The sequence below is a fragment of the Pedosphaera parvula Ellin514 genome (assembly GCF_000172555.1).
GTDB lineage: Bacteria > Verrucomicrobiota > Verrucomicrobiia > Limisphaerales > Pedosphaeraceae > Pedosphaera.
Genome location: NZ_ABOX02000038.1, coordinates 1 through 24230 on the forward strand (window position 1 = coordinate 1; position 24230 = coordinate 24230).

General features: G+C 51.1%; 24 protein-coding genes. 14 read left to right on the plus strand and 10 right to left on the minus strand.

What is annotated here, in order from left to right; translation table 11 throughout:
* Positions 1-337 precede the first annotated feature (337 nt).
* The 3 genes from CFLAV_RS22855 to CFLAV_RS22870 all read right to left on the minus strand — a co-directional run bounded on the left by CFLAV_RS22855 (position 338) and on the right by CFLAV_RS22870 (position 5474).
* Entirely contained in the window at positions 338-1147 is an 810-nt protein-coding gene (locus tag CFLAV_RS22855) for a type II secretion system protein (RefSeq protein ID WP_007417217.1), read from the minus strand.
* A 34-nt stretch (positions 1148-1181) separates the two neighbouring features.
* A complete protein-coding gene (locus tag CFLAV_RS22860) occupies positions 1182-3968 on the minus strand; it encodes a LamG-like jellyroll fold domain-containing protein (RefSeq protein WP_160164641.1) in 2787 nt (928 codons plus the stop codon).
* Positions 3969-4622: 654 nt separating this feature from the next.
* Entirely contained in the window at positions 4623-5474 is an 852-nt protein-coding gene (locus CFLAV_RS22870) for an MqnA/MqnD/SBP family protein (protein WP_040549835.1), read from the minus strand.
* 205 nt (positions 5475-5679) lie between these two features.
* Between CFLAV_RS22870 and CFLAV_RS22875 the strand changes: the two genes are divergently transcribed.
* The 10 genes from CFLAV_RS22875 to CFLAV_RS22920 all read left to right on the plus strand — a co-directional run bounded on the left by CFLAV_RS22875 (position 5680) and on the right by CFLAV_RS22920 (position 12790).
* Positions 5680-7011: an alkaline phosphatase family protein gene (locus tag CFLAV_RS22875; protein WP_007417220.1), complete on the plus strand. Its 1332-nt coding sequence runs from the start codon at positions 5680-5682 to the stop codon at positions 7009-7011.
* Between the two features lie 142 nt (positions 7012-7153).
* A complete protein-coding gene (locus tag CFLAV_RS22880; RefSeq protein WP_150107550.1) occupies positions 7154-7411 on the plus strand; it encodes a hypothetical protein in 258 nt (85 codons plus the stop codon).
* A 111-nt stretch (positions 7412-7522) separates the two neighbouring features.
* A complete protein-coding gene (locus CFLAV_RS22885; protein ID WP_007417222.1) occupies positions 7523-7915 on the plus strand; it encodes a hypothetical protein in 393 nt (130 codons plus the stop codon).
* A gap of 107 nt (positions 7916-8022) precedes the next feature.
* Positions 8023-8256 carry a hypothetical protein gene (locus CFLAV_RS37700; protein ID WP_083809099.1) on the plus strand — a complete coding sequence of 78 codons (234 nt, stop codon included), beginning with the start codon at positions 8023-8025 and terminating at the stop codon, positions 8254-8256.
* A gap of 70 nt (positions 8257-8326) precedes the next feature.
* Positions 8327-9193, plus strand: coding sequence for an SDR family oxidoreductase (locus CFLAV_RS22895; protein WP_040549836.1), 867 nt, complete (start codon positions 8327-8329; stop codon positions 9191-9193).
* Between the two features lie 150 nt (positions 9194-9343).
* Positions 9344-10075, plus strand: a complete 732-nt coding sequence (locus CFLAV_RS22900) for a nucleotidyltransferase family protein (protein WP_150107551.1) — start codon at positions 9344-9346, stop codon at positions 10073-10075.
* Positions 10076-10117: 42 nt separating this feature from the next.
* On the plus strand, positions 10118-10933 hold the full coding sequence (locus tag CFLAV_RS22905; protein ID WP_007417226.1) for a sugar phosphate isomerase/epimerase family protein: 816 nt from the start codon (positions 10118-10120) through the stop codon (positions 10931-10933).
* Positions 10934-11038: 105 nt separating this feature from the next.
* Positions 11039-11809: a YMGG-like glycine zipper-containing protein gene (locus CFLAV_RS22910; RefSeq protein WP_007417227.1), complete on the plus strand. Its 771-nt coding sequence runs from the start codon at positions 11039-11041 to the stop codon at positions 11807-11809.
* On the plus strand, positions 11766-12269 hold the full coding sequence (locus CFLAV_RS22915; protein ID WP_150107552.1) for a DUF5335 family protein: 504 nt from the start codon (positions 11766-11768) through the stop codon (positions 12267-12269). Before CFLAV_RS22910 ends, CFLAV_RS22915 begins: the two co-directional genes overlap by 44 nt.
* Positions 12270-12463: 194 nt before the next feature.
* Positions 12464-12790, plus strand: coding sequence for a hypothetical protein (locus tag CFLAV_RS22920; protein WP_007417229.1), 327 nt, complete (start codon positions 12464-12466; stop codon positions 12788-12790).
* Positions 12791-12878: 88 nt separating this feature from the next.
* On the opposite strand, the gene CFLAV_RS32895 is transcribed toward CFLAV_RS22920, so the two are convergent.
* Together CFLAV_RS32895 and CFLAV_RS22930 are read right to left on the minus strand one after the other, a co-directional pair.
* Complete coding sequence (locus tag CFLAV_RS32895) at positions 12879-13850, minus strand: M23 family metallopeptidase (protein WP_007417230.1); 972 nt, start codon at positions 13848-13850, stop codon at positions 12879-12881.
* A gap of 68 nt (positions 13851-13918) precedes the next feature.
* Entirely contained in the window at positions 13919-14869 is a 951-nt protein-coding gene (locus CFLAV_RS22930) for a glycoside hydrolase family 43 protein (RefSeq protein WP_272941491.1), read from the minus strand.
* A 237-nt stretch (positions 14870-15106) separates the two neighbouring features.
* On the opposite strand from CFLAV_RS22930, the gene CFLAV_RS22935 reads away from it, so the two are divergent.
* Positions 15107-16084, plus strand: coding sequence for a GIY-YIG nuclease family protein (locus tag CFLAV_RS22935; protein WP_083809101.1), 978 nt, complete (start codon positions 15107-15109; stop codon positions 16082-16084).
* On the opposite strand, the gene CFLAV_RS22940 is transcribed toward CFLAV_RS22935, so the two are convergent.
* The gene (locus CFLAV_RS22940) at positions 16029-17357 is read right to left on the minus strand and encodes a family 1 glycosylhydrolase (protein ID WP_007417233.1); all 1329 of its coding nucleotides are present in this window, start codon (positions 17355-17357) and stop codon (positions 16029-16031) included. The genes CFLAV_RS22935 and CFLAV_RS22940 overlap by 56 nt on opposite strands.
* Positions 17358-17406: 49 nt before the next feature.
* A complete protein-coding gene (locus CFLAV_RS32905; RefSeq protein WP_063816456.1) occupies positions 17407-17958 on the minus strand; it encodes a hypothetical protein in 552 nt (183 codons plus the stop codon).
* A gap of 278 nt (positions 17959-18236) precedes the next feature.
* Between CFLAV_RS32905 and CFLAV_RS22950 the strand changes: the two genes are divergently transcribed.
* From CFLAV_RS22950 to CFLAV_RS22960, 3 genes are all read left to right on the plus strand, one after another.
* Entirely contained in the window at positions 18237-19148 is a 912-nt protein-coding gene (locus tag CFLAV_RS22950; RefSeq protein WP_160164642.1) for an aspartyl protease family protein, read from the plus strand.
* A complete protein-coding gene (locus tag CFLAV_RS22955) occupies positions 19145-19498 on the plus strand; it encodes a GIY-YIG nuclease family protein (RefSeq protein ID WP_007417236.1) in 354 nt (117 codons plus the stop codon). The genes CFLAV_RS22950 and CFLAV_RS22955 overlap by 4 nt, the downstream gene beginning before the upstream one ends.
* A gap of 80 nt (positions 19499-19578) precedes the next feature.
* Positions 19579-20538 carry an MBL fold metallo-hydrolase gene (locus CFLAV_RS22960; RefSeq protein WP_007417237.1) on the plus strand — a complete coding sequence of 320 codons (960 nt, stop codon included), beginning with the start codon at positions 19579-19581 and terminating at the stop codon, positions 20536-20538.
* A gap of 107 nt (positions 20539-20645) precedes the next feature.
* On the opposite strand, the gene CFLAV_RS22965 is transcribed toward CFLAV_RS22960, so the two are convergent.
* From CFLAV_RS22965 to CFLAV_RS22975, 3 genes are all read right to left on the minus strand, one after another.
* Entirely contained in the window at positions 20646-21347 is a 702-nt protein-coding gene (locus CFLAV_RS22965; protein ID WP_007417238.1) for a hypothetical protein, read from the minus strand.
* 151 nt (positions 21348-21498) lie between these two features.
* Entirely contained in the window at positions 21499-23232 is a 1734-nt protein-coding gene (recJ, locus tag CFLAV_RS22970; RefSeq protein WP_007417239.1) for a single-stranded-DNA-specific exonuclease RecJ, read from the minus strand.
* Entirely contained in the window at positions 23229-24221 is a 993-nt protein-coding gene (locus tag CFLAV_RS22975) for a TerC family protein (RefSeq protein WP_007417240.1), read from the minus strand. Before CFLAV_RS22975 ends, recJ begins: the two co-directional genes overlap by 4 nt.
* Positions 24222-24230 lie beyond the last annotated feature (9 nt).

A 24230-nucleotide genomic window follows, 5' to 3' on the forward strand; every position in this document is an offset into this window, starting at 1 on the left:
ACCGGTATCACGCTCGTGCAGCTTAAAGTCTGCAATTGTCTTTGTCTTTAATTCCATAAATACTGTCAACTTTTCTTAAATTAATAGAGAGATAAGCTTAGTTTCAATAGAAAGGGCTGTAAAGGACTTTCAATCGCTTCTTTTTTACAATTTCTTTGGAATTCCACCTGGTTAAAAAAACAACCAGGCGTTTATCCTCTCGGGAGATTACCCACGCAAGAGCCTGATAGTCAAAACATTCCACCAACACCCAACGCTCCTCAAACTCACACTCTCCACATAGCATTGGATAACTCCTGAGAGGATGGGCTCTTTATGCCTATTCTCGAACTCGATGTCACGGCTTCAGAGTGGCAGCATCCCAATTCATGGTAAGTGAGGTGGGGAGATCGTCCCGATCCTGGTAGAAATAGCACTTCCGATCGGCTGACCAACTATGCAAAAATCGCAATTGATCTCCCTTGATCCACCTGGCCGATCCATCCGCGAATACCTCATTGGCCCCTGCGGGCCGGGGCGAATTCCCATTACGATGAGGCGGGCAGCTTTTGAAAATATCAGAGTCGCGAGGATCACTGAACACGCCCCAGGCATCGGACCCCGTTCTGATGACCAAGTCAGCAGCTAGCGCCCAATGTGGCTTGGCCGTGGTCAGCTTAATAGGACTAAAGCCCGGTCCGGTGTAGCCTGGACCTGACCAGGTTGAAATGCCCCCGAAATATTGATAGCCAATCACCCATTGTGTAAAGCTTGCCTCGTAAATTGGAAAATTCGGGGGCCGGCCGGGACAGTTCCAAATAGCCGTGGAATTCGTGTTCTCCACTGTCAAACCTACAAATTTGCCTGCTGCCGCATCCAGGTCCAACGCGACTTGCACATTGCTTCCGCGTGCGCGAATGACAAAGTCTGCGTTATCTCCAGCATATATCTGCATCCCAATCCCGATCTGCTTGAGATTGTTCATACACGAGGCTCGCTTGGCCTTTTCCTTCGCCTTGGCAAGCGCAGGTAAAAGCAACCCGGCCAGGATGGCAATAATGGCAATTACTACCAGCAGTTCAATCAAGGTAAAGGCGCGCCTGGCTCCAGCCCGCAGTGGATGTGGCAACCCCCTCTTCGAAGGCGGATGATCAGTACTCTTTTTCATACACAGAAAACTTTGATTTCCCCGAAAGTCATCGCTATGGCGCTACAACACGGTAAAACATTTTGCTATCCGTGATGGGGAATTCCGCAATCGCAATGGGACCATGTTCCTCAATAATTCCACCGGTCGCAGTCGTGCCCCAACTCGCACCGGAAACCGCAGCGCTGTTTTCGAAGTGAACAGGCTGATAGGGGTATTGTCTCTCGACCGTCAACCGAATATTGCCATTATTATTAAGTTCCACCTTTGAAATCTTGATTATCGGCTGCGCCACGAGCCGGATTGCATTCACGAAAACTCCCGGCTGACCTGCCGTTCCGCCATCCTTGCGCCCTTCAATTTGGAGCTTTCCACTCGCAGACGCGGTTAATAGTCCTCCGAAGGTATAATCAAAATCGTGGCCTGGCGGATTGACACCTCCGTCAAATGTGTAACCGTTCGTGATGGCGATCGGCACCCCGGTGGCGGCTTCAACCCAATCAGAAATTCGCACTCCCGTACTCCCCTGATCCCAGGACCAGACGGTAAGCCCGTACTGAACATTAGGCGCAAGGCGCTCGATAAGGATACGAAGACCATTTGCATCCCCGCCGCTGTTTGCATAAATAAAATCCCTGTAGATTGGAATTTGCGTAATGCTTGCCGGAAGTCCTGCCAAAGCCCCGCGATCGCGATCCTGCAAAGAGGCTCCAATTCCCGTCACGGTTACATTCACCCCATTAAAATTGGTTCCATTTTTGGTCAAGGTCAGCGAATCAAATCCCGGGAAAGTAGTCGGTGCGCTTGCCAGATCAAAATCGACCTTCAACACCTCACCCGCAGTTGCAGGTGTGTATGGTATCATAGTCAAGTGAGCCACCACGCTCGTCACCGAGCCCGCCGAATTGGTAATCACGACATTATAATTTGCCGCATCGGCAGATTGCACGTTCACCAAATCCAGCACGTTGCTGGTTGCACCTGAAATGGCTGTCCCATTTTTATTCCACTGATAGCTGAGCGGACTGGTGCCGCTCGCTGCCACTCCAAACAAGACTGTGTCTCCTTGAAACACCGCGTTGGTTCTGTCCACTGGTTGGATCGTGATGGCGGGAGGAATTGCCGTCACGGGTGCTGGTATGCCATTGGTGCGAATTGCCTGAATCTCCGTGTAGCTCAAACGGCGTCCCCAAACTGCGAGCTCGTCCATGGCACCGCTAAAGAAATTGGTGGCACTTGCCTGTGCCAATGCAGCCGCAGTGGTATTGCTGGCACCAATGGAACTCCGCGTATAACCGAAATCCGTTTCGTCCAGCACGCCGTCAACATACAATCGGCCTTTGCCGTTTTCATCCACCCAGACTACATGATGCCAGGTGGCGTCAAACACTTGACGGGTTGAAATTTTATCCACGCCCGGTGCGATCTTTACGTGCATGGAACTTGAGCTGCTCGTATCAGTTCCCATCAAAAAGTAGGTGTTAATATTGGTTGGATTCGCTTCAGCAAAGACAACCTTGCTTTGTTGGGACAATCCCTGGGCATTGACCCAGAAGGAAACGGTATAATTCGTGTTGTTATAAATCGGAAATCCGCTGCTACGCACGGCATATTGCTGCAAATTGGCATCAAAATTCAGTGCACTGCCAAACTGGCCTGGCACCAGGCTGGAGCCATCCATTGCTATCAGCTGTAGGTCATTATGGCTATAAAGGTCCGGCGTGTTGAGGGTCGTGGAATTCGTTACGGAATCCAGCGGCCAGTACGACAGCAAACCTGCTGTCACATTGGGCACAACATCGGGAACGATCACCACCGTCGCGGTATCGCTCTGGGTGCTTCCCGCCGGATTGGCAGCTACAACATAGTATGTGTTCGTCGCCGGCTCGGTCGTTGAAGTATCACTGTATGTTTTGTTGATGGCATTCGGAATGGATACTCCATTCTTATACCATTGGTACGAATAAGGATGTTGCCCGTAAACTTGCACCGAGAAGTTGAGCCGGTCACCCATGTTGTTGGTGCTGCTCAACGGCTGCTGAACAAATGTGGGGGGCGAATTCGTAACCGGCTGAGGCATCCCATTCGTGATCAGTGACTGCACCTCAGCCTGTGACAGTGCACGTTCCCAGACTGCCACCTCATCGATGGAACCATTAAAAAATCCACTTATGCCTGGCCTTACCAGTGCACCAATACTCGTGGTATTGAAAGTGTAAGGCTGAGTAACCGTGTAGTTGAAGTTCGTTTGATCCAGACTGCCGTCCACATAGAGTTTAACCGTTCCCCGATCATCGACCCAGGCGATATGGTGCCACGTATTGTCAAAAACCACCTGACTGGACTGACGGTGATTTAGCTGCGTGCCAGCCCCGCCACTATTATTTCGAATCAGCACGTCCAGCTTGTTGGAACTGGTCGTATTACCAATGGCACTATTTTTGGTCTGAAAGAGTACCAGGGGATTGTTATTGGTGGTATTGCTCATCGTGAAGAGCATCCTGTCGGTTTGGTTCGATGAACCTTTCACCCACATCGCAAGAGTAAAGGTGCCGGCGCTGAAAATGGTCAATCCCGTCGCTACGTTGTTCGTATCATGGACAATGTTCAAATATTGCGAAGTCCCATTAAATACAAACCCACTCCCAACCTTTCCGGCCCCTATCGTGGAACCACCCACAACCGTCATGTTGTTTCCTGAAGACAGGTCCGGTGTGGTTCCTCCATTGTCTGCTTCCAACGGCCAATAAGAAATAAGCCCAAGTCGCAAATCACTGGCGAAAGACGTGGTGACTGTGATTAGAATGGTGAGTGCCAGAGCAACTTTGCTGAAAGCTTTCATGGTCTTTAGTTTGCTTAAACGGTTAACCTCGTACATGCGACGACAACTTTGGCGTTGCAAATTAATGGGCTGATTCAAATACGTAAGCAGGCCATGTTGGAAAACGCAACAACAAAGAAGTATTGGCTGAGAACTCAACTTCTCTGGTTTATCAGGAAATTGCCGAGGCAGGCGAAAAGAGCGGACTGATTAGCACGTAACCAAAGCCAACCACATTACCCACGTTTAAAATACAGGATAATGCGTCTTCGGCAAACTCTCCGTAAGAGCCTGTTTTAAAATTCTGGAGGGTGCTGTTTTCGCGCCAAAGGCTGTATGGCAAGGCGCGACGAAGGAGAATATCCCTGGTGGATCTTCGACTGAGGAGCAACGCCGCCAGACGGCCTTTGGCGCGAAAACCCTCCGGGCGGCAGTGCTTTTGGCCGCGGCCGGCGTTGGCTCGGCCCTCACAGCCCGCTGCGGGGATGCTCCGGCCTCGCCGCCTTGGCCACAGCCAAAATCTCCAACCGCAGCACCCTCCATAATTTTAAAACAGGCTCTAAAAAAGTAACCGGCACTTCTCGAGCAAATTACATGTAATCACGCCATCCAAGGAACCGGATTAAATCCCGCTCGACAGGATCTAAAGGAATAACCTTGTTTATTACTTCCGTCCTAAACCACAAACTCAAGTTCCTGCCTATGCGGAATGAGTCCCCGTTCGAACGCGCGGCCCAGGAAACGGCGAATGGATTCCCTGCCCTTTTCACCGTAATCAAGCGTCCAGTGGTTCACATACATTCCGACAAATTTATCCGCGAGGTCGTGCCCCATGTCGCGGGCATACTGCAAAGCGTGCTGTACTGCCTCCGGGCGATGATCAAGGCTGTACTGAATGCTGTCGGTCAAAATCCCGGAAATTCTTTTCCGGACTGCCGGTTCGAATCGCTTGTGAATGACATTTCCTCCCAGCGGAAGAGGCAACCCCCCATTCTCGCGCCCCCACCAGACTCCGAGATCCTCAGAAACCAGCAATCCTTCGTTCTTATAAGTCAGCTGCCCTTCGTGAATAATTAATCCGATCTCCGCTGCTCCAGAGCGAACGGCGCTGAAAATCTGGTCGAATGGTACCACTACATAATCGAACTCTTTGGCGGATTTGCCCAACCAAAGCTGCAGCGCCAGAAAAGCACTGGTCATGGTGCCCGGCACGGCGATTTTCTTCCTGGCAATCTCATCCTTGCTGAATTTCTGTTTGGAAACGAGCATCGGCCCATATCCATCCCCCATGCTCGCGCCGCTGGGCAACAATGCGTATTTATCGCTCACATAGGCATAAGCATGAATGCTGATGGCCGATATGTCTAACTCGCCTCGTGTGGCACGTTCGTTCAAGGTCTGGATATCCTGCAGAATATGTTCAAACCCAAAACCGTTCGTCGGAATAAGTTCTTTTGCCAATCCGTAAAACATAAAAGCATCATCCGGATCCGGCGAGTGTCCCAATGTCAGCATTCGTTTTTCCATGCGGCCCTCATTTTGATTCTCCCTTCGCACATGTCGAACAAAATCACGCGGGTGGATTGAAAACATCACTGGCTCGAGGAATCAAATCACAAGCTTCGGTTTTGGGTAATTCACCCCATACCACAGAACGAAGCCTTCTATATGCTGAATTCAGTTCACATCGTTCTCACCAACAGTAGGATTACGTTTTTTTCAGTCAAATTCTATGGCCCAGAACCGGTTAACGAATGGATGCCCCCATCCATCAGTCATTTCCCGGCGTCAGTTTCTCAAAACCTCTGCTCTCCTTGCCGCTGGTGCAACCGCCCTGCAAGGCCTTGCCTGCGCGGGCTCATCAGCGAGCCCTTTCCGATTGCCGCCGCCAGGATTTTCCGGCATCGAGCATATCGTGGTGGTTATGATGGAGAATCGTTCCTTTGATCATTACCTTGGCTGGCTCCCAGATGCCGATGGACGACAGGCAGGTTTGTCTTATCCCGATCGGGATGGAAATTTGCAACCGACACACGCTCTGTCTCCGGACGATCACGGATGCAACCATCCCACCCTGGACCAAAGCTATCGGGGCGGCCGCATCAAGCATGAACACGGCGCTTGCAACGGCTGGCTTCTTACGGGCAACAATGATGCCTATGCTCTTGGCTACTACAGGCAGAGAGACCTGGCGTTTCTGGGCCAGGCGGCACCTGCCTGGACGGTTTGCGATCGTTATTTCGCTCCGATCATGGCCGAGACTTATCCCAACCGTATTTATCAACACGCTGCGCAGACGGATCGGCTTTCAGACACCCCGGAGCCTTGTTCCCTGCCCACTATTTGGGACCGACTCGCAGAGCACGATTTGAAGGGACGTTATTATTTCAGCGATGTGCCGTTTCTTGCGCTCTGGGGATCCAAATACCTTTCGATCACCCGGACGTTTAACCGGTTTCTCGAAGATTGTGCAGGGGGCGCACTGCCTCAGGTTTCCCTGGTTGACCCACGACTTCTGGGTGAGAGCCTTGATGTATCCGGTCGAGGCAATCCGCATACGGACGTCCACAGTGGCGAAGTTTTTTTGAATACAGTTTACAATGCAGTCACGACCAGTCCCAACTGGGCAAGTACAGTGCTCATCGTGAATTTTGACGAGGGCGGCGGATTTTTTGACCACGTCTCCCCTCCTCCCGCCCCGATTCCGGAAGCCGATAAAACGGCGGGCAATCAGGACGGACTAAGAGGCTTTCGCGTCCCCGCCCTGGTCATTGCGCCGTGGTCAAGACGGGGAGGGATTGCTCACGGTGTTTACGACCATACTTCAATTCTGAAAATGATTGAATGGCGATGGCATCTGGCCCCGCTCACGGCTCGAGATGCCACGGCAAACAACATAGCCGAGGTTCTTGATTTCAGCCGGGCAAGCATGATTGCCCCCCGTTTCAATGTTCCCAATGCCTCCTCCATCGCCTCAGGTTCAACACCTTCGGCAATCTCGAGCTCAAACCGGTGGCGACAACTGGCACTCTCCGCCAAACACTCCGGTTTTCCGAAATCTTAATTCCGTTGCCAGCGCTTGGTGGAGCGGGCAATAGGAATCATACTCTGCCTGAGGTTTTCGTCCCCTTCGTGGAGGTCTTTCCCCCATTTGTAAGCGGCCTCAAAATAGAGATAGTATTATAGGAAATTAAAAAACTGACGAAATGAAAACTTCATTACTACTCGCCTGCCTGGCACTCGGCATTATCGGCTGCTCAACTTGCGATGACCGTGGTGGTCGTGGGGGTGTTGGTGAAGGGGCTGAAACCACTGTGGGCAGGAATTACGGGTGGGAAAACAGTGTGGAAACCCGGGATCCAAGAGGTCCCTGGGAAAATTGGCGTTATGGGGGAGATCCAGACCGTATCGCTCCGCGGGTTCCCGTTGATCCCGCTTTCCCTCCCGCTCCCGTTGATCACTGACTTAACGGATGAAGCAGTTGGCAATGAGCATTAGATTTTTTTCTGTTCTGTGCGTTAACAGTTTCTTCAGTTGCCATTTGCTTCACCCAATTTAGAAGTGTACTTTTATTCATGAAACACGATCAACTCGAAGAAGGAAGGATCGCCAGCCACTCTCGCCCGCTCGGAACTGTCACACGTGAAATGGTTCTGGAAAGGGCCCGACAGCTGGCCGTAATCAATGGCCGCTCTCCGCATGAAGTCATCGAAGGAGATTTCGAACAGGCGCGGCGCGAGCTTTTGGGCGAAGATGAAGCCTCTCCCAAGGAAAGCTTGTTGGAATCCGTACCGGAATCGGAACGCTGGGATCCAGTGCCTGGTTCCACCGGGAGCAAAGCCGAGCAGGTGCCTGCGCACGATGAACAAACAGACAATGAAAAACTGGTGCAAGAGGGAGTGGAGGACGCAGAGCATGACCAGATGTTAGAAGGTGCGAAGGAAGGTTTTCGGCGTGACCAGGCTTAATTTATCTGGCAGCAGGAATTGAAGTTCGGCATGGCCGTCTTTTGGAAACCTACTGGCGGAAAGATTTGTCCATGAATTCTGTACCAACATTCGACCAAAGGAACTTTATGCCCCAGTGTGAAACTTGTGGAAATGAATATGACAAAAACCTCGAGATAGTGGTGAATGGCATTTCCCATTATTTTGATTGTTTTGAATGTGCGATACATGCTCTGGCCCCGCTCTGCGATCATTGCGGGTGCAAGATCATAGGCCATGGCATTGAGGCGGCAGGCATTTTCTTTTGTTGCGCTCATTGCGCAGCTGAGAAAGGGGTTGTCGGTGCGCATGATCACGTTTGAAAGAGGTTGACTCAGTTTAGCCCGGAGAAAATCAGCATAAAAGAATGCTCAGGCTTGATTTACAGAACTTATGGTGCGACCAAGATTTCGAAATCCACGTGCTCCCCGGCTTCAAGCAGAACGCCCCGGGCGGGAAAATAAAATGAGCCCCAAACCTCGGGACGCATCTCCTGAATATCGAGGCAGCGGCAAATTACAAGGAAAGATAGCGCTTATCACGGGCGGAGACAGCGGAATCGGCCGGGCTACAGCAGTTCTTTTTGCCCGCGAAGGCGCCGACGTCGCAATTGCCTATCTCAACGAACATAAGGACGCCAGGGAAACCGTTCGATTGGTAGAGAAAGAAGGCCGAAAGTGCATTGCCATTGCGGATGATGTTGGAAATGAGAAGCATTGCCAGAAAGTCGTGCAAACCGCAGTCAAACAATTCGGAAAGCTGAATATATTGGTAAACAATGCAGCCGAGCAGCATCCACAACCCGACATCACTCGAATTTCCAGCAAACAGCTTGAGCGCACTTTCAGGACAAACATTTTCTCCCACTTCTTCATGGTAAAAGCCACGCTCAAATATTTGAAGGAAGGTTCGGCGATCATCAACACCACGTCAGTTACAGCCTACCGGGGCAGTTCTCAATTGCTGGACTACTCATCGACGAAAGGAGCGATAGTGGCTTTTACGCGTTCTCTTTCTGAGAATCTGGCGGCGAAGAAAATTCGAGTGAACGGGGTTGCCCCCGGCCCCATATGGACGCCGCTCATACCGTCAACCTTTCCTGCGGAAAAGGTGAAGAAATTTGGCACGGATGTTCCTTTGGGGCGGCCCGGACAGCCAATGGAAGTCGCTCCCAGTTATGTTTTCCTGGCCTCAGGTGATTCCTCCTACATGACGGGCCAGGTGCTTCATCCAAATGGAGGAGAGGTTGTGAATGCCTAGCAAAAAGCTGTAACCGTTGTGAAGTCCGTAACCCTTAAATCGCGTCACCATATACCTAAAGAAGACAGATTGGAAGATGAAAGCCGCGGCGATTTTAAATCGAGAAGACCGGGTTCAACCCAAGCCAAATCTGAATTACATACCAAGATCTTGCCCTGGCCCGACATCATTCCCATGGGCCAGTGGGCTAACTATCGAGCCGCAATCGAAGCCGCAAAAACTGCCGGACTGAATTTTCTGCTGGGTGGAGGGTTCGCACTGGCTACTTACACAGGTTATTGGCGGAACACCAAGGACATTGATTTCTACATAGAGCCCAGAGATCGCGAAGCCATGATTACCGCGCTTAGCAGTGTCGGTTTCGTGGATTATTATGATATCCGTCCTTATGACCCGGGCTGGATTTATCGAAGTACTCGTGAGGGAATCATTGTCGACATCATATGGTCCATGGCAAATCGCCGTGCTGAAGTGGACGAACAGTGGTTCACGAGGGCACATCCCATTGTCGTGCGAGAAGAAGCGTTATCTGTGGCGCCGGTCGAAGAACTGCTTTGGTGCAAACTGTATATCTTGCAAAGAGATCATTGTGACTGGACAGATATATTCAACATTTTGTTCTGTTGTGGTCCAAAACTGGACTGGAACCACCTCGTCGAAAGAGTCGGAGCCGACATCCCCCTGCTCCGTTCAGTGCTGATGGTTTATGATTGGCTCTGCCCCAACAAGGCAATTGAACTTCCTTTGAAATTGAGGAGGAGGTTGGAATTGCCCAAGCCTAAGAAACTTCCGGAAGCCGAACAGCAACGTCGCATACGCTTGCTCGACAACCGCGCCTGGTTTTCAGGCATGCATCCCATAAGCCAACATTTGGAGGTCTAACCCAATTATTGTACTCACCGTAATTTACCAAAGGAGACCCTTATGTTAATCGGCACCATGAACCATCCGGCGAAGGACGTCATCAAGGAGATAGAATGGATTGCCGGGATGGGACTCGAGTTCGTCGACCTGACTTTGGAGCCTCCTGCTGCCGCGCTCTGGAATGTAGACGTGGAGGAAACCCGGGCGGTCCTCAAAGCACATGCCCTTCCGGTGGTTGGACATACAGCCTACTATTTGCCAATAGCCAGTCCTTTTGAATCCGTTCGTCGTGCGGCAGTGGAAGAGTTAAAGCACTGTGCAGAAGCATTCGCAAAGATCGGAGCCAGTTGGATGAACATCCATCCTGATCGAAATGCGCCGATGCACGAGAAGGGTTTCATCATTGAGCGAAATCTGCAAAGTTTGCGGGAAATAAACCAGACAGCACAGGATGTCGGAGTGGGCTTGATGATCGAAAATCTTCCCGGTTACTATAATACTGTCCAGCAACTTGCTCCGATGCTGGATGCTATGCCAGATCTGGGTTTTCATTTGGATCTTGGGCACGCCAATCTTCAGGTGCAGCACAATTCGGCAGACGAATTAATAGCCACCTATGGTTCGCGTCTGCGCCACGTACACTTTCATGACAACAAGGGAGATGAAAAGGATCTGCATCTGCCCCTGGGAACAGGCAACATTGATTTTCGACGCTATGTTCGAATGCTTCAGAAACACGGTTATGATGGCACGATCACGCTGGAGGTCTTCACGCCGGATAAACATTATTTGAGTTACAGCCGGGATGTTCTACGCCGGCTGTGGAATGAGACTTCGGTCGGAAAAGTGAGCGCAGCGGCCATTGCTACTACTTAGTACACCCCAATTTGAATATCCTTCTCGCGATTATATTTTAGCGATGCGTCTACCTGCGTGTCCGCAGAAAACATCGTACCAAATTAGAAGGAGTAACGAAACTTTATGTGCAAAATGCTATGCGCCTCATTGGCGGTTGTTGCGCTTCTCAATTGCACCGGATGTCACAATGTGCCAGCCACGAGCGGCAACCAGGGCACAATAGCTGGAGGATTGGGTGGGACTACATCAGGTGCTGCCATTGGAAGCGAACACAATCGAGGCGCGCACAATCGCGTGCTCGGAGTACTTCTGGGCGGTTCGCTGGGAGCGGGAGCGGGTTATGTTGTGGGAGCCAACAGTGATATGATTCTCGGTCGTGATCATGCGGCAGCAACTCAAGCCACACAAAAGGCCGAGACCAATCCGGCCACACCACAGGATGTTCGCAACAGCAACACTGCCGATTTGAATCACGATGGCTTCGTCACCATGGATGAAGTCGCGGCCATGAAAGCCGCCGGACTGTCAGACGACCAGATGTTGCAGAGATTGCGGGCGACCGATCAGGTATTTGAGTTAACCGCCCAACAGCAACAGTATCTGCGCGATCACGGAGTGGACCAAACCGTCATCAGCCAAATGGAAAACATCAACCTTGATAAGCGCCAGCAAATCCTCAGCAGCCAAAGCAACTTGGGCGCGGCTCCGGGTTACACCAATACGAATCCGGGCGCAACACACCCAATTTCGACTTATCCGACCGTGCCGCATCCTAACGCTGTTCCGCCGGGCCCAACGGCTCCCATCACCACCTCTCCTGACATGACGCCATCGACAACGATTTACACAAGTGGCCCTACTGGAGCTGTTATTGGCCAGCCCGCACCCAGATGACAACAACCAACACTCTCGCGGCGGGTGCCAGCAGTCTGGCACCCCTATATTCACAGGCTTATCCAACGTTAACCTGCATCCCCTTGTATATATGATTGAAGTGAGCAGTAAAAAATGGAAGGAATTCTGCCAACGGATTAATGATCAACTTGGCGGCGCCACCGTTACGATTGAAATAATTCAGTTGGATGGACGCCAAATCGAAGTTGGCCGGGATCTAACCTTTGATCGCGTGGAGTTTATTGGTGGTGTTGGTTGCAATGATACTATTAGTGTGCGCGCTAAAGGTATTCGCGAGGTAAAACACGAAATCATCGAGCCCATCCATATCCGCCTCCGTCAAGTGGATGATAGCGGAACCTTCAATTCCATTGCCATCGAAGCTGAAAATGGCACCTCGTTTCTCACCTTCCATCCCGCAATACACGCTCAGATGCTGGAGGGCTTGAATGTTACTTAAAGCGCCGGCGCGGTTCCTCGCGCTACAGCAGCAAGGCCTAATTAACAAACCTCCTCGCAGGGTATCTCCCGGAAGATGGGGAAATTACCCCGCTGAAATCAGGGTTTTACCGGGTTTGTGACCTGCGTCGCCGCGTATAAAGTATTTAGAGTTAGGGTAATCGGAGAAAACCAATCAACAAAAGGAAACGAAAAATGAAAAAGCAAATACTTGTTATGTGTGCAGTGGCCAGTCTCGCCCTCGTGGGTTGTAACCGGGGTGGCGGCACGGGCGGCACAGGCACTGGCTCGGAAACGGACACTGGCTCATCCTCCTCAAGCTTACCCCATAGTGGGAATTACCGCGGCACTAACGCTATGAGTAGCACCAATACCGGTGCCGCAGGCAGCAGCTACAGCACCAATGCGGGCGCAGGGAGCAGTTCGGGCACCAACAGCAGTGGTGGTCTGGGCACTGATTCCAGTTCGAGCAGCGGGGCGGCCAGCAGCACCAATAGCAGCTCGGGTAACAATCCAAAATAAATTGTCAGCTGCTTATCTGCGAATAGCTTAAAAAGGACGAGGCCAGACACGGGTTGTGTCTGGCCTCACGACTCTTTATAAACAGCAGTTAGCTACCGAGTTTCTTTTTATCTTCGCCGCCGACAGGAATGTTTGCCTTAACTTCCTGGATTTCAGGAGCCGCAGCCTTGTAGCTTTGTCCGGCTGCCAGGGTTAATCCTGATTCCTTCGCAGTGCGAAAGCGCACTGGCAGACTCAAACGCTCCCGGCCGCTCCGGGTTTTGAATACGGAGAAATGAAGGTGTGGACCGCTGGTAAAACCAGTATTACCGGAATGGGCAATCAAATCACCGGCATTCACCTTGTCGCCAACGTTGACGGTAACTCCGCCCTTCATTAAGTGAGCATAGATGCCGATGGTGCCATCGGAGTGCTGGATCAGAACGCAATTCGCTGAATTCTCATATTTCCGATCAGGCCCACCAACATTGGAGTCGCCTCGTGCTTTGACTACAATTCCACCGCGCGCGGCGTGGATCGGCGTACCAATGGGCATTTTGAAATCGACAGCATATTCATCAGGACCGCTATGGCTGAAGCTGCCATGATACCCTTGAGAGACAGGGAATGAGCTGCCGGCAGCGTAAGGCAGAGTGTACATATAGGAGTCATCATGGACAGCAGTGGTGCTGCCGATGGTGAAGCAGTCTGAATAGCTATAGTTCCATGGCGCACCCTTCTCACCGGGAGTCATGGTAAAAGCCTCAACCGTTTGGTTTCCCGGAAAAACAGCAGTGAAGGGAAAATTCGTGCTCGCCTTCATATTCAGCATTTTCATGTCGAACGTGGCCGTCACTTCCGCTGCTTCCAGATTTTGCACGTAGAAACGGGTCAAACCACCTTCTTCCTTAGTGAAAATCTTCAGCATCTTGCCAGGCATGGGTTCGGCATGGCTCACACCGCCGCCGAAGCTGCATAGCAATACCGTCAGGAGTGGTCCCCAAAAACTTCCAAGAAGAGTGATCCACCGGGTGGTCCGAACATTGCAGTTCCGTTGCTTGTTGATTAAATCGAATGTCATTGTCTCGTTATTTTTTCTTTCTGTTTAACTCCCCACCGACCAGCAGGTCGGTGGGGCAAATTTGAATTCTAGGCCGCAATCGGCGCTGACGTGGTGACAGCCGCCGGGGTAAATACGGGCACCGATTGTGTTAGTGATTGGCTGCGAGGTGCTGGCTTGCCAAAGTCTGGCAATCCATTCGCGAACCAGGTGAATCGCTTCGCATGCACATCGCGATCATCCCAACCATGGGTTTTCGAGGACTTGGAATGATAGAGAATCCAGTCTTCCGTTCCACAGAGGGATTTCACGAAGGAACAGTGTCCCACACCCCAGACCTCTTCGGTGCTTTCAAGCACCGGACCGTGCTTTGTCCAGGCAGAGGGGCTGAGCAGATCGTCACCTGAGTAACGCAGCAGGCCCAGGCAGTAGTGTTCTGTCCAACTGCCGCTTGCGGAATAAACGACAAAAATTTCGTTATTGCGCTTGAGGACCTGCGGGCCTTCACAAATGGGCATTGCTTTCTGTTCCCATGGCTGGTCCGGCACGCAAATCACGCTGCGATGACCGGTCAGGGCCACCGGATTTTTCATCTGCGAGATGTAAAGGTTCTGTTGGCCATCCTTATGCCCTGGCCAACCGGACCAGATGAAATACATCCGCCCGTCGTCCAGGCTCAGGACAGTCCCGTCAATAGCCCAACCATCGGTCTTCAATTCGCCACAGCAGCGATATTTGCCCATCGGATCATCGCTTTCAGACTCGAGAACCCACATGCGATGGTTTTCATTCTTCCCATCGTCGGCCGCATAATAGATGAACCATTTATTGCCAAGCCGATGAAGTTCAGGCGCCCAAATTGCATGGCTGTTTCTGCCAGTCGCGGGAGCATTCCAAACACAAACCCCGGGATCCTGACCGATGCCGGCAAGGGTCCTCGACTTCCGAATTCGGATGCTTCGGTGGTGGTTCTTACTTTCGCAGTAGTAGTAAACACCTTCGTGTTGAATCATCCACGGGTCGGCTGAATGGGTCGGCAATATCGGGTTTATACTTCGGCCTTTCGGTCTTAAATTGTTCTTTCTGATTTGGCGCTTTTTCCGTGCTCCGCTCCGCCCGGAAAGCCAATCTTGTCCAGAGCCCTTGCTCTGATGCTGTGCAGATTAGACCGGATCGCTTAAACGTGTCTGTAGGAGCGCTCCGATAATTTTGTAGGTGTTTGTCCGAGGACTTTTGGACGGGAAAAACGGTCGAAGGGAATTGAAGAACATGCTCTTATGCGTTTAACTGGAAGGATGGCAGAACAGCAACTGCACTTGTTCGATCCGACCAAGCCGCTCCTCGAGCGCTTCGGGGTGGATTTCTTTCGTGCAGTCCCCAAAAAACCAGGAGTTTATATTATGAGCGGGGAAAAGGATCGGGTGCTGTATGTCGGTCAATCGAAGAATCTTCGTCAGCGCCTCTCTTCATACAAGAATGCGAAGCCAGATCGTGTGCCCCGGAAAATTATTCGTTTGGTTCACTCGGTAAGAGCCATCACCTGGCAGGAATGTGACTCTCCGGAAGCCGCTCTCTTGAAGGAAAATGAACTCCTTCGCACGCTAAGGCCGAAGTTTAACAAGCTAAACACCTATCCAAAGGCATATGGATTTATCGGGTTGAAGCGAATCGGAAACCAGATGGATTTTTGGATTGGCTTTGAGCCGAGGCCTGAGGGAATGGTTTATGGTGCTTTTAAAACGGGCTGTATGCGTGGTTATGCAACGATGCTGCGATTGATCTGGTCTGCTCTGAAGCAACCACAATCTCCCCATGAACTCCCGGCACCATTAACCGCGCTGACACCGCCCCGCACTTATACTCTCCACATTGACCAAAATCCGGGATTGCTGGAGCCTGATGCCCTCGCCAAAGCCATTACAAACTACTTGGAAGGGGTATCTGACGAGTTAATTCCATTGCTCTCCAATGCCTTGCCACAAAATGAAACCCTCTGTTCATTCCAGCGGAATCTGCAGCTGAGTGATCTGGAGGTGCTGAGTGGCTTTTTCGAGCGAGGGACCAGACGCAATTATTATCTGCGTCAAAAATATGGTGTTTCTGGTCCGATCATCCCGCAGGAAGAGCTCGATGACTTGCTGGTATTTAAGAAATACGAATTGGCTGGCAGCAACTCATTGGAAAATGAAGAGCAGCTTATCACTCCGATGTCGTCTGATTTTGCCAGTTGTCCTGCTCCATCCCCTGCCCCGTAGCTTGATCTGCACGCCTGATCTCGTCGCGCAGTTTCTTTGATCGCAGTGAGGGTTGCTGGCTGGGTAGCTCCACGGGAACCTGCAAACAAAGACTTTGGGTAGGCAATACGGTACGCCAATCCTCTATTAATTGCTTATAAGCCCGGCCCACAGGACGAATCTTACGGTTGAGGTCATAGAGTCCGAGAGGATTCACATGATGATTCTCCTCCCGCAAAGCCGAGTCCCAGTCCATTTGATCCGTTAGGGAATACCACGTAAATCCCACGATGGGCACGCCGCTATTCCGAACCCGCAACACATTGGCCCATTCCTTCCAAAGCCAGTAAACCGCTTCATCACCCTTTGGCCCCTGGTTCAGGTTGGTTTCAGTATGCATCACCGGCAACTTGTAACGTTCGTGATACTGCCTGGTAATTTCGTTATATCCAAATACTTCGCCTGAAGGATACGTTTTGCCATCAGCCGCCACACGATGCTCGTTCGTCACATAGTAATCATTCCCCATGATGCAATGATGCTTGAGTTGATGATGCAGAAAAAAATGATACTCGTTACGGGTCATTCCGTTATCCAAAAGAAACTCATACATCTCTGAACTCACCCGCCGTCCATAATTCAAGTCCAGCGATAAAAACCGCTTTGCGTTCATGATCTCGGCCGGCTTGATGGCCCTGGGATTCTCCGCGTGAAAATATTCGGAGGCTTCACTTTGGATGAAAATGGCGTCCGGCCGGATCTTTAAAATTTCGTGCATGGCCAGCACATTGGCTTTAACGATGTGCTTCAATGCGGTGACGAAACTCCGCTCGCTTCGCAACCGTTCATTCCACCAGCCGTAGGCTGCTGAGAACTGGGCGCAGATATACATCTCATTCACCGGTGTGTAGAGCTGCACCCATGGATATCGATTGGCAAAGGCGAATGCGTATTTGGCGAACAACGCCGGAAATTCAGGATTTTGGAAATTCCCAATCCAGTCCGGCACACCGAAGTGGCATAAATCTGCAATGGGAATGATATCTCGAGCCCGCAATTGTTCGAAGGTCACATCGGCAAATGACCAATCAAACTTTTCCGGTCCCGGAAAAGTACGATAGAGAGGAACCCCATAACGAAGAAACGAGATGCCCAGTTCCTGCACCAGGTCGAAGTCCAAATGCCACTGGTCGTAATGCCCGCAACGCTCCATTTGATCCACTCGCACGCGACCGTTTTCGATTGTAGGAGAACTATTCTCAATCCCGGTGGCAAACATGAAAGCACCAACCATTTACCATTATAATCCTCTGGTCCTGAATACCCAAATTGTTTTTGGCGAATCACTTAGTGATTAAATCAAAATCGGGGGTAACTTCGGGCTCTCCTCTTTGGCGCCACCATAGCCACACGACCCAGGTGCAGGGGATGATCATCCCAGTCCACCCCAATATTCTGACTGCTTGAGCGATTTGCGTATCGTGCGCGAGTATTCGCCATCGCCCGAAAATGTTTGCCCAATCATGGTCCCCGCCACCGACCAAGGGCAATACTTGCTCACGAGCATCCGCCATGTAACGCGCGATGTTTAGCCAATTCTCAAAAAACCAAATTATAGCGCCTGCAAAAGAAAGCGTCTGACCTTTGCGCCAAAAGGAAACTGCCAGCGCTATTGGAAACACCAATTGTCCAATGGTTCCTCCATAAGTTTCCAACCGGGTGCTGAATATTCCTATGATGGGATGACCGGCTTCATGAAACAGTAAATTGGCATGGTCGACAATGAAGACAAAGCCTGGTTCAGATAGGAACACCAAAAGCAAAAAAGCTCCCATCCCCATCGCGAATGCAGCCAGCATTGAGGTAGTGACTTTATTCCATCTCTGATCTTTCATATCGTCGTCGCGCTTTCTGCCCATACCCATCTCAAACAAAGGTCACAATTTGAACAGCCGCTTGCGGTGTTGCGAAGCAATAAGCCAGCGGTGGCCAGGCGCATTACGGTTTGTCGAGTTACAGCATGGACTGTTCCAAAACCTTCGGATATCAGATGAAACCAGTTATTTTATCCGATAGCTTCCTCTCAATAACCCCAATGTCTCGCTGAACAGAAGAAAAGCTGTTGAGCGGACTTGCGAAAATCAATAGTTTGGGATTCAGATTGATGATAAGCGTGAAAATCAGCATGTGGCTTGGATTGTGCCTGCTTCTGACCAGTTGCCGTGCTCCACAAGCCACTCCTCAGATGGAGCCGTATGAGCCTTATCTGTTGATGAACCGGGAATCGGTCACGGTTCCACTGACCAATGGGAGCAACCTGCAGTGGCTGGTAAACGCAGTGGTGAACGGACAACCGGGAGTTTTCATCCTGGATACGGGAGCAGAGTTTACGAGCATCACACCGGAATTCGCCGGGAAATTAGGATTAAGCGAGCCCGATTCAAGCGCCCGGTTCACCAAAATTTCATCAACCGGGCAAAAAATCCAAAATGTTCCCATCAGTTCCTTCAGGCTTGGTGGTCTGGAGTATTTCAACTTTTATGCCGCGATTATAAACCTTAACCATATCAACCAGGCTCTCCACTCCCAAATCGCTGGCATCATTGGAAACAACCTGTTGAATCAAACAGCTTACACGATTGACTGGAAAAGGAATGCGCTCACTCTCACGACCCGTCTCATCAAGCCGCCACCCAATGCCATTGCCATCTCGATCCGGACGAACCGTGTGTACTGTCCAGTCAGCGTAAATGGAAGGAAGCTGGAGTTTGCATTGGATACCGGCTCTTATCGCTGCCTCCTTTCACAAAAGGAAATGGCGCGATTGGCGATTGAAGCCGGGAAGCAGAGTGTGGTTGAGGCTCCTGAAATCGATATAGAAAAAGCTTTGAATCAAGAACACACAGTCGTGAGTTTGGACCAATTCAAATTTGGATTCATTGAGCGCAGGAATTTTCCCATAATGATTTGGGACCACAGCGTTCTGGGCATGGACCTGCTGCAATCGTACATTCTCACGGTGGATGCGCGCAGAAATTGGCTTTTGTTGACCAAAGAACCGAGTCCCCTTGTTTTTGACAGATGATGAAAGCGCGCAGGTTTCCCAAGCCCAAGGAGCATCATCACAACGTTTACGTGATTTTACTCGACTCTAAAGCTGCCAAATATCTTGCGGTACGGAAGGCTAATCCGAACCGTGATCCAGCCAAGCCATGCATCTATGTCGGTATGACCGGGCTTGATCCCAAGGAGCGATTTGCGAATCACAAGAAAGGCTGCAAAGCTGCGTGGGTTGTGCGAAAACACGGAATCCGACTCTTACCTGAATTCTTCGAGTATTTAAATCCGATGCCCTTCGAAGCCGCAGCAGAAATGGAAAAGGACCTGGCCGCGGACTTACGCAGGCAGGGTTATACGGTAACCGGCGGCACTTGATTTGCATTTTTGCCCAGACAGGGGAAACTTCATCCTGCTTAAGATTTTTGTAGTGAGAAATACATGTGCCAACCTCCATCATGAACTCAGACCATTTTGACGGTAAGAAATTTTTTAATCCTCGCGTTTCCGGGGACAAGACCTTGGGGGATCTGTTCAGGTGGATGACCTCCGGTCAGCGAAAAAAATGGCCGCTTCACATCGAGAATACTTTTCAGCCCCGCTTGCCTGCGTCTTTGGCCCCGGATGAATCTGCCCTCACATTTATTAATCATTCCACTTTTCTTATTCAGTTTTCGGGTCTGAACATCCTTACTGACCCGATCTTTTCTGAGCGGGCAAGTCCTGTGCGTTGGGCGGGACCGAAGCGGGTTCGTGCGCCAGGGATAAACTTTCTCGCCCTCCCGCAGATTCACCTCGTCCTCGTAAGCCACAATCATTACGACCATATGGATGTTCTCACCCTGAGGAAGCTGGCCAAAACCTTTAACCCGATGTTTATTACTCCACTGGGAAACGGCCGTATTCTCAAGAGAAATGGTATTCACAATTTTATCGAGCTGGATTGGTGGCAATCTCATCATTTTGGCAGTGCGGCCAGAATTATTTCCACACCAACCCAACATTTTTCCAGTCGCACAGCTTTCGATCGCAACCGCGCGCTGTGGAGCGGATTTGCCATACAAAACCACAACATGACCGTCCATTTCGCCGGTGACAGTGGTTACGAGCGGCACTTCAAGGAGATCGCGGAAAGGCTCGGAAAAATCGATGTGGCACTGCTCCCCATCGGAGCTTATGAACCGCGCTGGTTCATGCAAAGTGTCCATATGAATCCTGATGAGGCCGTCCAGGCTCATCTTGATTTAGGTGCGCGACAAAGTATCGGCATGCACTTCGGAACCTTTCAACTCACGGATGAAGGCATTGACGAACCTTTGGTAGCTTTGAGAAGTGCATTGAAATCGAAAGCTGTTGATGCCGAAAAATTCAGAACCCTGGATTTTGGCGAAACTATTCTGCTTTCCCCGGCAAGCTAGGGAAACCTGTTAACCGGGCTCAGAAGCCTATTCTTTCAATTCCAAGCTTCCAGCCTGCATCAGTGAAGAACAAACAGGATTTTTACGGGCACCAATTTGCGCGTGGATTATTTTTGAACAGAGCCATTGATCTGTTCGAGTTCGCCAAATGCCCCCTTTTCACCAAACGCAACAAAGCGAACTTTTAAATCATGTAATCCATCCATGCGAATCGTTCCACCATTCTGGCCACTTAAACGTGAAACACCTGCGATGTTCGAATCTCCTTTTGCTTTGGGATGAATGGTGCCCACCAAGCGACCGCCATCCATGTGGCGCAATCCGTTTGGAATCCGGAACAGCACCCAGTTCCATTTCTTGTTCACGAGTTCCTTCGTCACCGTTCCCCCATCGACCGCGATCGGTTCAGGGAGGGTGCCGGTCAGGAAATTAAAATAACGGGGCTTGCCATGCTCATCCACCAAGGCTTCATCTCCATACACCTGCATCAATATATCAATGGTGTGCTGACTGGCCCAAAGCTGGTACGAGTCATCGGCGGTGTTGAATTTGATGCCGTTGACTTTGACCCCCGTGTGACCACCGATGGTAACAGGCTCAGTCGCATGATCTCCACCTGTTAAAATATGCAACGTTGGTTGCCAATTGGTATTTGCAGCTTTAAATGAACCATCAATGCTGATGAAATGAACTTTTGTGTCACTGCGAATCGTGGCAGGCAGCGTTTCAGGATCAAGCGATCCGACCTGGGCATGAAGTTGGGATAAAGTTAAGAATAAAAAAGCCGCCGTTTGAAGGGTTCGTGTCATAGCAATTATTTCTGGTCTGAAGAAAAATCCTGTGGAACAGCAGAAGTAAAGTCAACTCCTGAGCGCTAATCTGCAGACTGAAGATTTTCAGCGCTGCCTCGGAATTGCGGATAGTAAAAACGATGGTGGTCCAATACTTCGCGTCAAGGACTCACATCATCGGCTTCCAATCGAGCACCTTTAACTGGACTGTTCGTCGTCCGGCAAATTCATTGATTTGCGGTGCAAAGGCCAGATCAAAGCGGCCAACCGGCAGAGCGGTATCCTTACCAGCTCCCCACCACACCGCCTCATGTGTGGCGGTGCCATCAGTAAGCCACAGTTTTACGTGTTGTTTCTCCGCACCCATGCGCTGCAGCGGACGCGCCTGAGTCACATTTCTGACCATGAACTGCACCACAGGATTGCCCTGGCCGGTCGGCTTCAGAAGGTCCAATTCAAACAGGCTGTCAAAATTAATCTCTTTGAGCGTCACTTCCGCATCGAGTCGCAAAAGAGGCTGTAACTCCTCCCGCTTTATAAGGCGTTGGGCCAACTCATTCATGCGCACACGCAATAAATCCAGTTTTCCGGCCTCAATTGTGAGTCCGGCAGCCATGGCGTGACCACCATGGCGCACCAGGAGGTCATCGCAGTCGCGCAAAGCGGCCGCGAGGTCGAAACCGGCGATGCTTCGTCCGGAGCCGCGCCATTCATCACCTTCTCCACCTACAATGATGGTGGGACGGTAAAACTGTTGCAGCACTCGCGAAGCTACAATGCCCACCACGCCGACGTGCCAAAGGAGTTGGCCTTCCACGATCACGTAGTCTCTTTCAGGATTAAATTTCGCGCGGACAGAGCCGATTACTTCTTCAACAATCCCCTTCTCGATTTTCTGCCTTTCGCGGTTGCGCAGATCCAGACTCTCCGCGATAGGCACGGCAGTCTGCATATCCGGGGCCATCAAAAGGTCCAGGGCTTCCGCGGCATTCTCCAATCGGCCGGCAGCATTTAATCGTGGCGCCAATTGAAAACCGACTTCGTACGCGCCCATCGAAGCCGTCACCTGCGCCACTTTCTTCAGTGCCACCAGACCCGGGCGCACCGTGGAGCTTAGCCGCTGCAGTCCCATATAAACTAAAATGCGATTTTCCCCCGTAAGCGGCACCAAATCGGCAATAGTTCCCAATGCGACCAGATCCAGCAAAGGACGCAGATCATACTTTTCAGCTTCTGCCAGGCCAACCTCGCGGCCGCGCTTTACCAGAGCGTGCACAAGTTTGAATGCCAGCCCCACGGAGCATAGCTCGCGAAAGGAGGACTTGCCATCTTCCTCCCTTGTCGGTCCAAGTTGAGGATTGACCAAGGCAATCGCAGCCGGTGCAGGTGATGAAACCTGATGATGGTCCAAAACCAGGACATCAATTCCCTTTTGACGCAGGTAATCGATCGTTGTCACCGCAGTCGATCCACAATCGACCGCCAGCAGCAAGGTTGTGGGAAACTTGCGAAGGCAATTCTCCACGCCCTCCTGGCTGAGCCCATAGCCTTCTTCCATCCGATGGGGAAGATAGAAATTTACCGTCCAACCCAGAGCACGCAGAGATTCAGCAAGCAGTGCTGTCGATGTGACTCCATCTACATCGTAATCGCCAAAAACGACCAGCGATTCCTTTCGCTGGCGTGCCTGGAAAAGGCGCTCGACGGCCGCGGCCATGTTGGGCAGCAGGAACGGATCGGCCAACTCCTTGAGCCGCGGCTGCAAAAACGTGGCCAGCGCTTCGGCATTGCTCATCCCACGATTGACCAGACACTGAGCCAGCAAGGGCGAGACCTTGAGCACTGAAGCCAGCTGCTTGATCAAAAGTGGTTGGGAAGGTGACAGAGACCAGCGGAATTTCATGAGTGATCCTTGTTCCGCTGCGCTGCGTTGACCCGCTCTCTTTCCCGACGCGTGGCGATAATGGAAAAAAGGATCGAGATGATAATAATTGTAACCACCATGAGAAGTGAGGTGGAGTCGGGAATGTCAAATTGATACCAATGCGGCGGCTTATCGTGTGGGTCAATCAGCATCTTAACCCCGATAAAAACCAGGACCACTGACAGACCGACCTTCAGATATCGGAATAGTCCGATTGCTCCGGCGAGCACAAAATACATGGAACGCAGTCCAAGAATCGCAAACACATTCGAGGTGAATACGATGAACGGTTTTCGCGTGACGCCGAATATGGCCGGGATGGAATCCACAGCAAAAATCAGGTCCGTTGTCTCCACCATCAGCAGCACCAGGAATAATGGCGTCAGCATTCGTCTTCCATTCACCCGGGTTAGAAAATTTTGGCCGTCAAAGTCAGACGATACCGGGAGGAGTTTTTTGGCGCCACGCACAATCCAACTTTTTTCGGGGTGGACACTCTCCTCTTTGGAGAGGAGCATTTTGATGCCGGTCAAGACCAGGAAAGCGCCAAAGATATAGAGCAACCAGTCGAAACGGGTAATCAACTCCACTCCGGCCCAAATCATCAATCCACGCATGATCAATGCCCCGAGAATGCCCCAGAACAGAACGCGGTGCTGGAACTGCGGAGCAACTTTGAAGTAACCGAAAATCAGGGCAATGACGAAGACGTTGTCCATGGACAACGAGACTTCGATGAAGTAACCGGTAAAGAACTCCAATGCCTCCTTCCTACCCCTGAGGAAAATAAGCGAGAAGGCAAAAAGGAGCGCCAGAGTGACCCAAACAGCCGTCCAACCAAGGGCTTCCTTGACCGAGACGACGTGGGCTTGCTTATGAAACAAGCCCAGGTCAAGCGCCAGAAAAATCAGCACGCAGAGGATGAAACCAACCCAATACCATGGGGTGATTTCAACCAGGGCCAGCATGATTCATTG

Excerpts from the sequence above, each read along its gene's own strand:
- CFLAV_RS22920 (WP_007417229.1), top strand. The coding sequence starts at position 12,464 with ATGAAAAAGCAAATACTTGTTATGTGTGCAGTGGCCAGTCTCGCCCTC.
- CFLAV_RS22880 (WP_150107550.1), top strand. The coding sequence starts at position 7,154 with ATGAAAACTTCATTACTACTCGCCTGCCTGGCACTCGGCATTATCGGC.
- CFLAV_RS22955 (WP_007417236.1), top strand. The coding sequence starts at position 19,145 with ATGATGAAAGCGCGCAGGTTTCCCAAGCCCAAGGAGCATCATCACAAC.
- CFLAV_RS22975 (WP_007417240.1), bottom strand. The coding sequence starts at position 24,221 with ATGCTGGCCCTGGTTGAAATCACCCCATGGTATTGGGTTGGTTTCATC.
- CFLAV_RS32905 (WP_063816456.1), bottom strand. The coding sequence starts at position 17,958 with ATGAAAGATCAGAGATGGAATAAAGTCACTACCTCAATGCTGGCTGCA.
- CFLAV_RS32895 (WP_007417230.1), bottom strand. The coding sequence starts at position 13,850 with ATGACATTCGATTTAATCAACAAGCAACGGAACTGCAATGTTCGGACC.
- CFLAV_RS22965 (WP_007417238.1), bottom strand. The coding sequence starts at position 21,347 with ATGACACGAACCCTTCAAACGGCGGCTTTTTTATTCTTAACTTTATCC.
- CFLAV_RS22870 (WP_040549835.1), bottom strand. The coding sequence starts at position 5,474 with ATGGAAAAACGAATGCTGACATTGGGACACTCGCCGGATCCGGATGAT.
- recJ (WP_007417239.1), bottom strand. The coding sequence starts at position 23,232 with ATGAAATTCCGCTGGTCTCTGTCACCTTCCCAACCACTTTTGATCAAG.
- CFLAV_RS22855 (WP_007417217.1), bottom strand. The coding sequence starts at position 1,147 with ATGAAAAAGAGTACTGATCATCCGCCTTCGAAGAGGGGGTTGCCACAT.
- CFLAV_RS22895 (WP_040549836.1), top strand. The coding sequence starts at position 8,327 with ATGGTGCGACCAAGATTTCGAAATCCACGTGCTCCCCGGCTTCAAGCA.
- CFLAV_RS22860 (WP_160164641.1), bottom strand. The coding sequence starts at position 3,968 with ATGAAAGCTTTCAGCAAAGTTGCTCTGGCACTCACCATTCTAATCACA.
- CFLAV_RS22960 (WP_007417237.1), top strand. The coding sequence starts at position 19,579 with ATGAACTCAGACCATTTTGACGGTAAGAAATTTTTTAATCCTCGCGTT.
- CFLAV_RS22910 (WP_007417227.1), top strand. The coding sequence starts at position 11,039 with ATGTGCAAAATGCTATGCGCCTCATTGGCGGTTGTTGCGCTTCTCAAT.
- CFLAV_RS22875 (WP_007417220.1), top strand. The coding sequence starts at position 5,680 with ATGGCCCAGAACCGGTTAACGAATGGATGCCCCCATCCATCAGTCATT.
- CFLAV_RS37700 (WP_083809099.1), top strand. The coding sequence starts at position 8,023 with ATGCCCCAGTGTGAAACTTGTGGAAATGAATATGACAAAAACCTCGAG.
- CFLAV_RS22940 (WP_007417233.1), bottom strand. The coding sequence starts at position 17,357 with ATGGTTGGTGCTTTCATGTTTGCCACCGGGATTGAGAATAGTTCTCCT.
- CFLAV_RS22885 (WP_007417222.1), top strand. The coding sequence starts at position 7,523 with ATGAAACACGATCAACTCGAAGAAGGAAGGATCGCCAGCCACTCTCGC.
- CFLAV_RS22905 (WP_007417226.1), top strand. The coding sequence starts at position 10,118 with ATGTTAATCGGCACCATGAACCATCCGGCGAAGGACGTCATCAAGGAG.
- CFLAV_RS22935 (WP_083809101.1), top strand. The coding sequence starts at position 15,107 with ATGCGTTTAACTGGAAGGATGGCAGAACAGCAACTGCACTTGTTCGAT.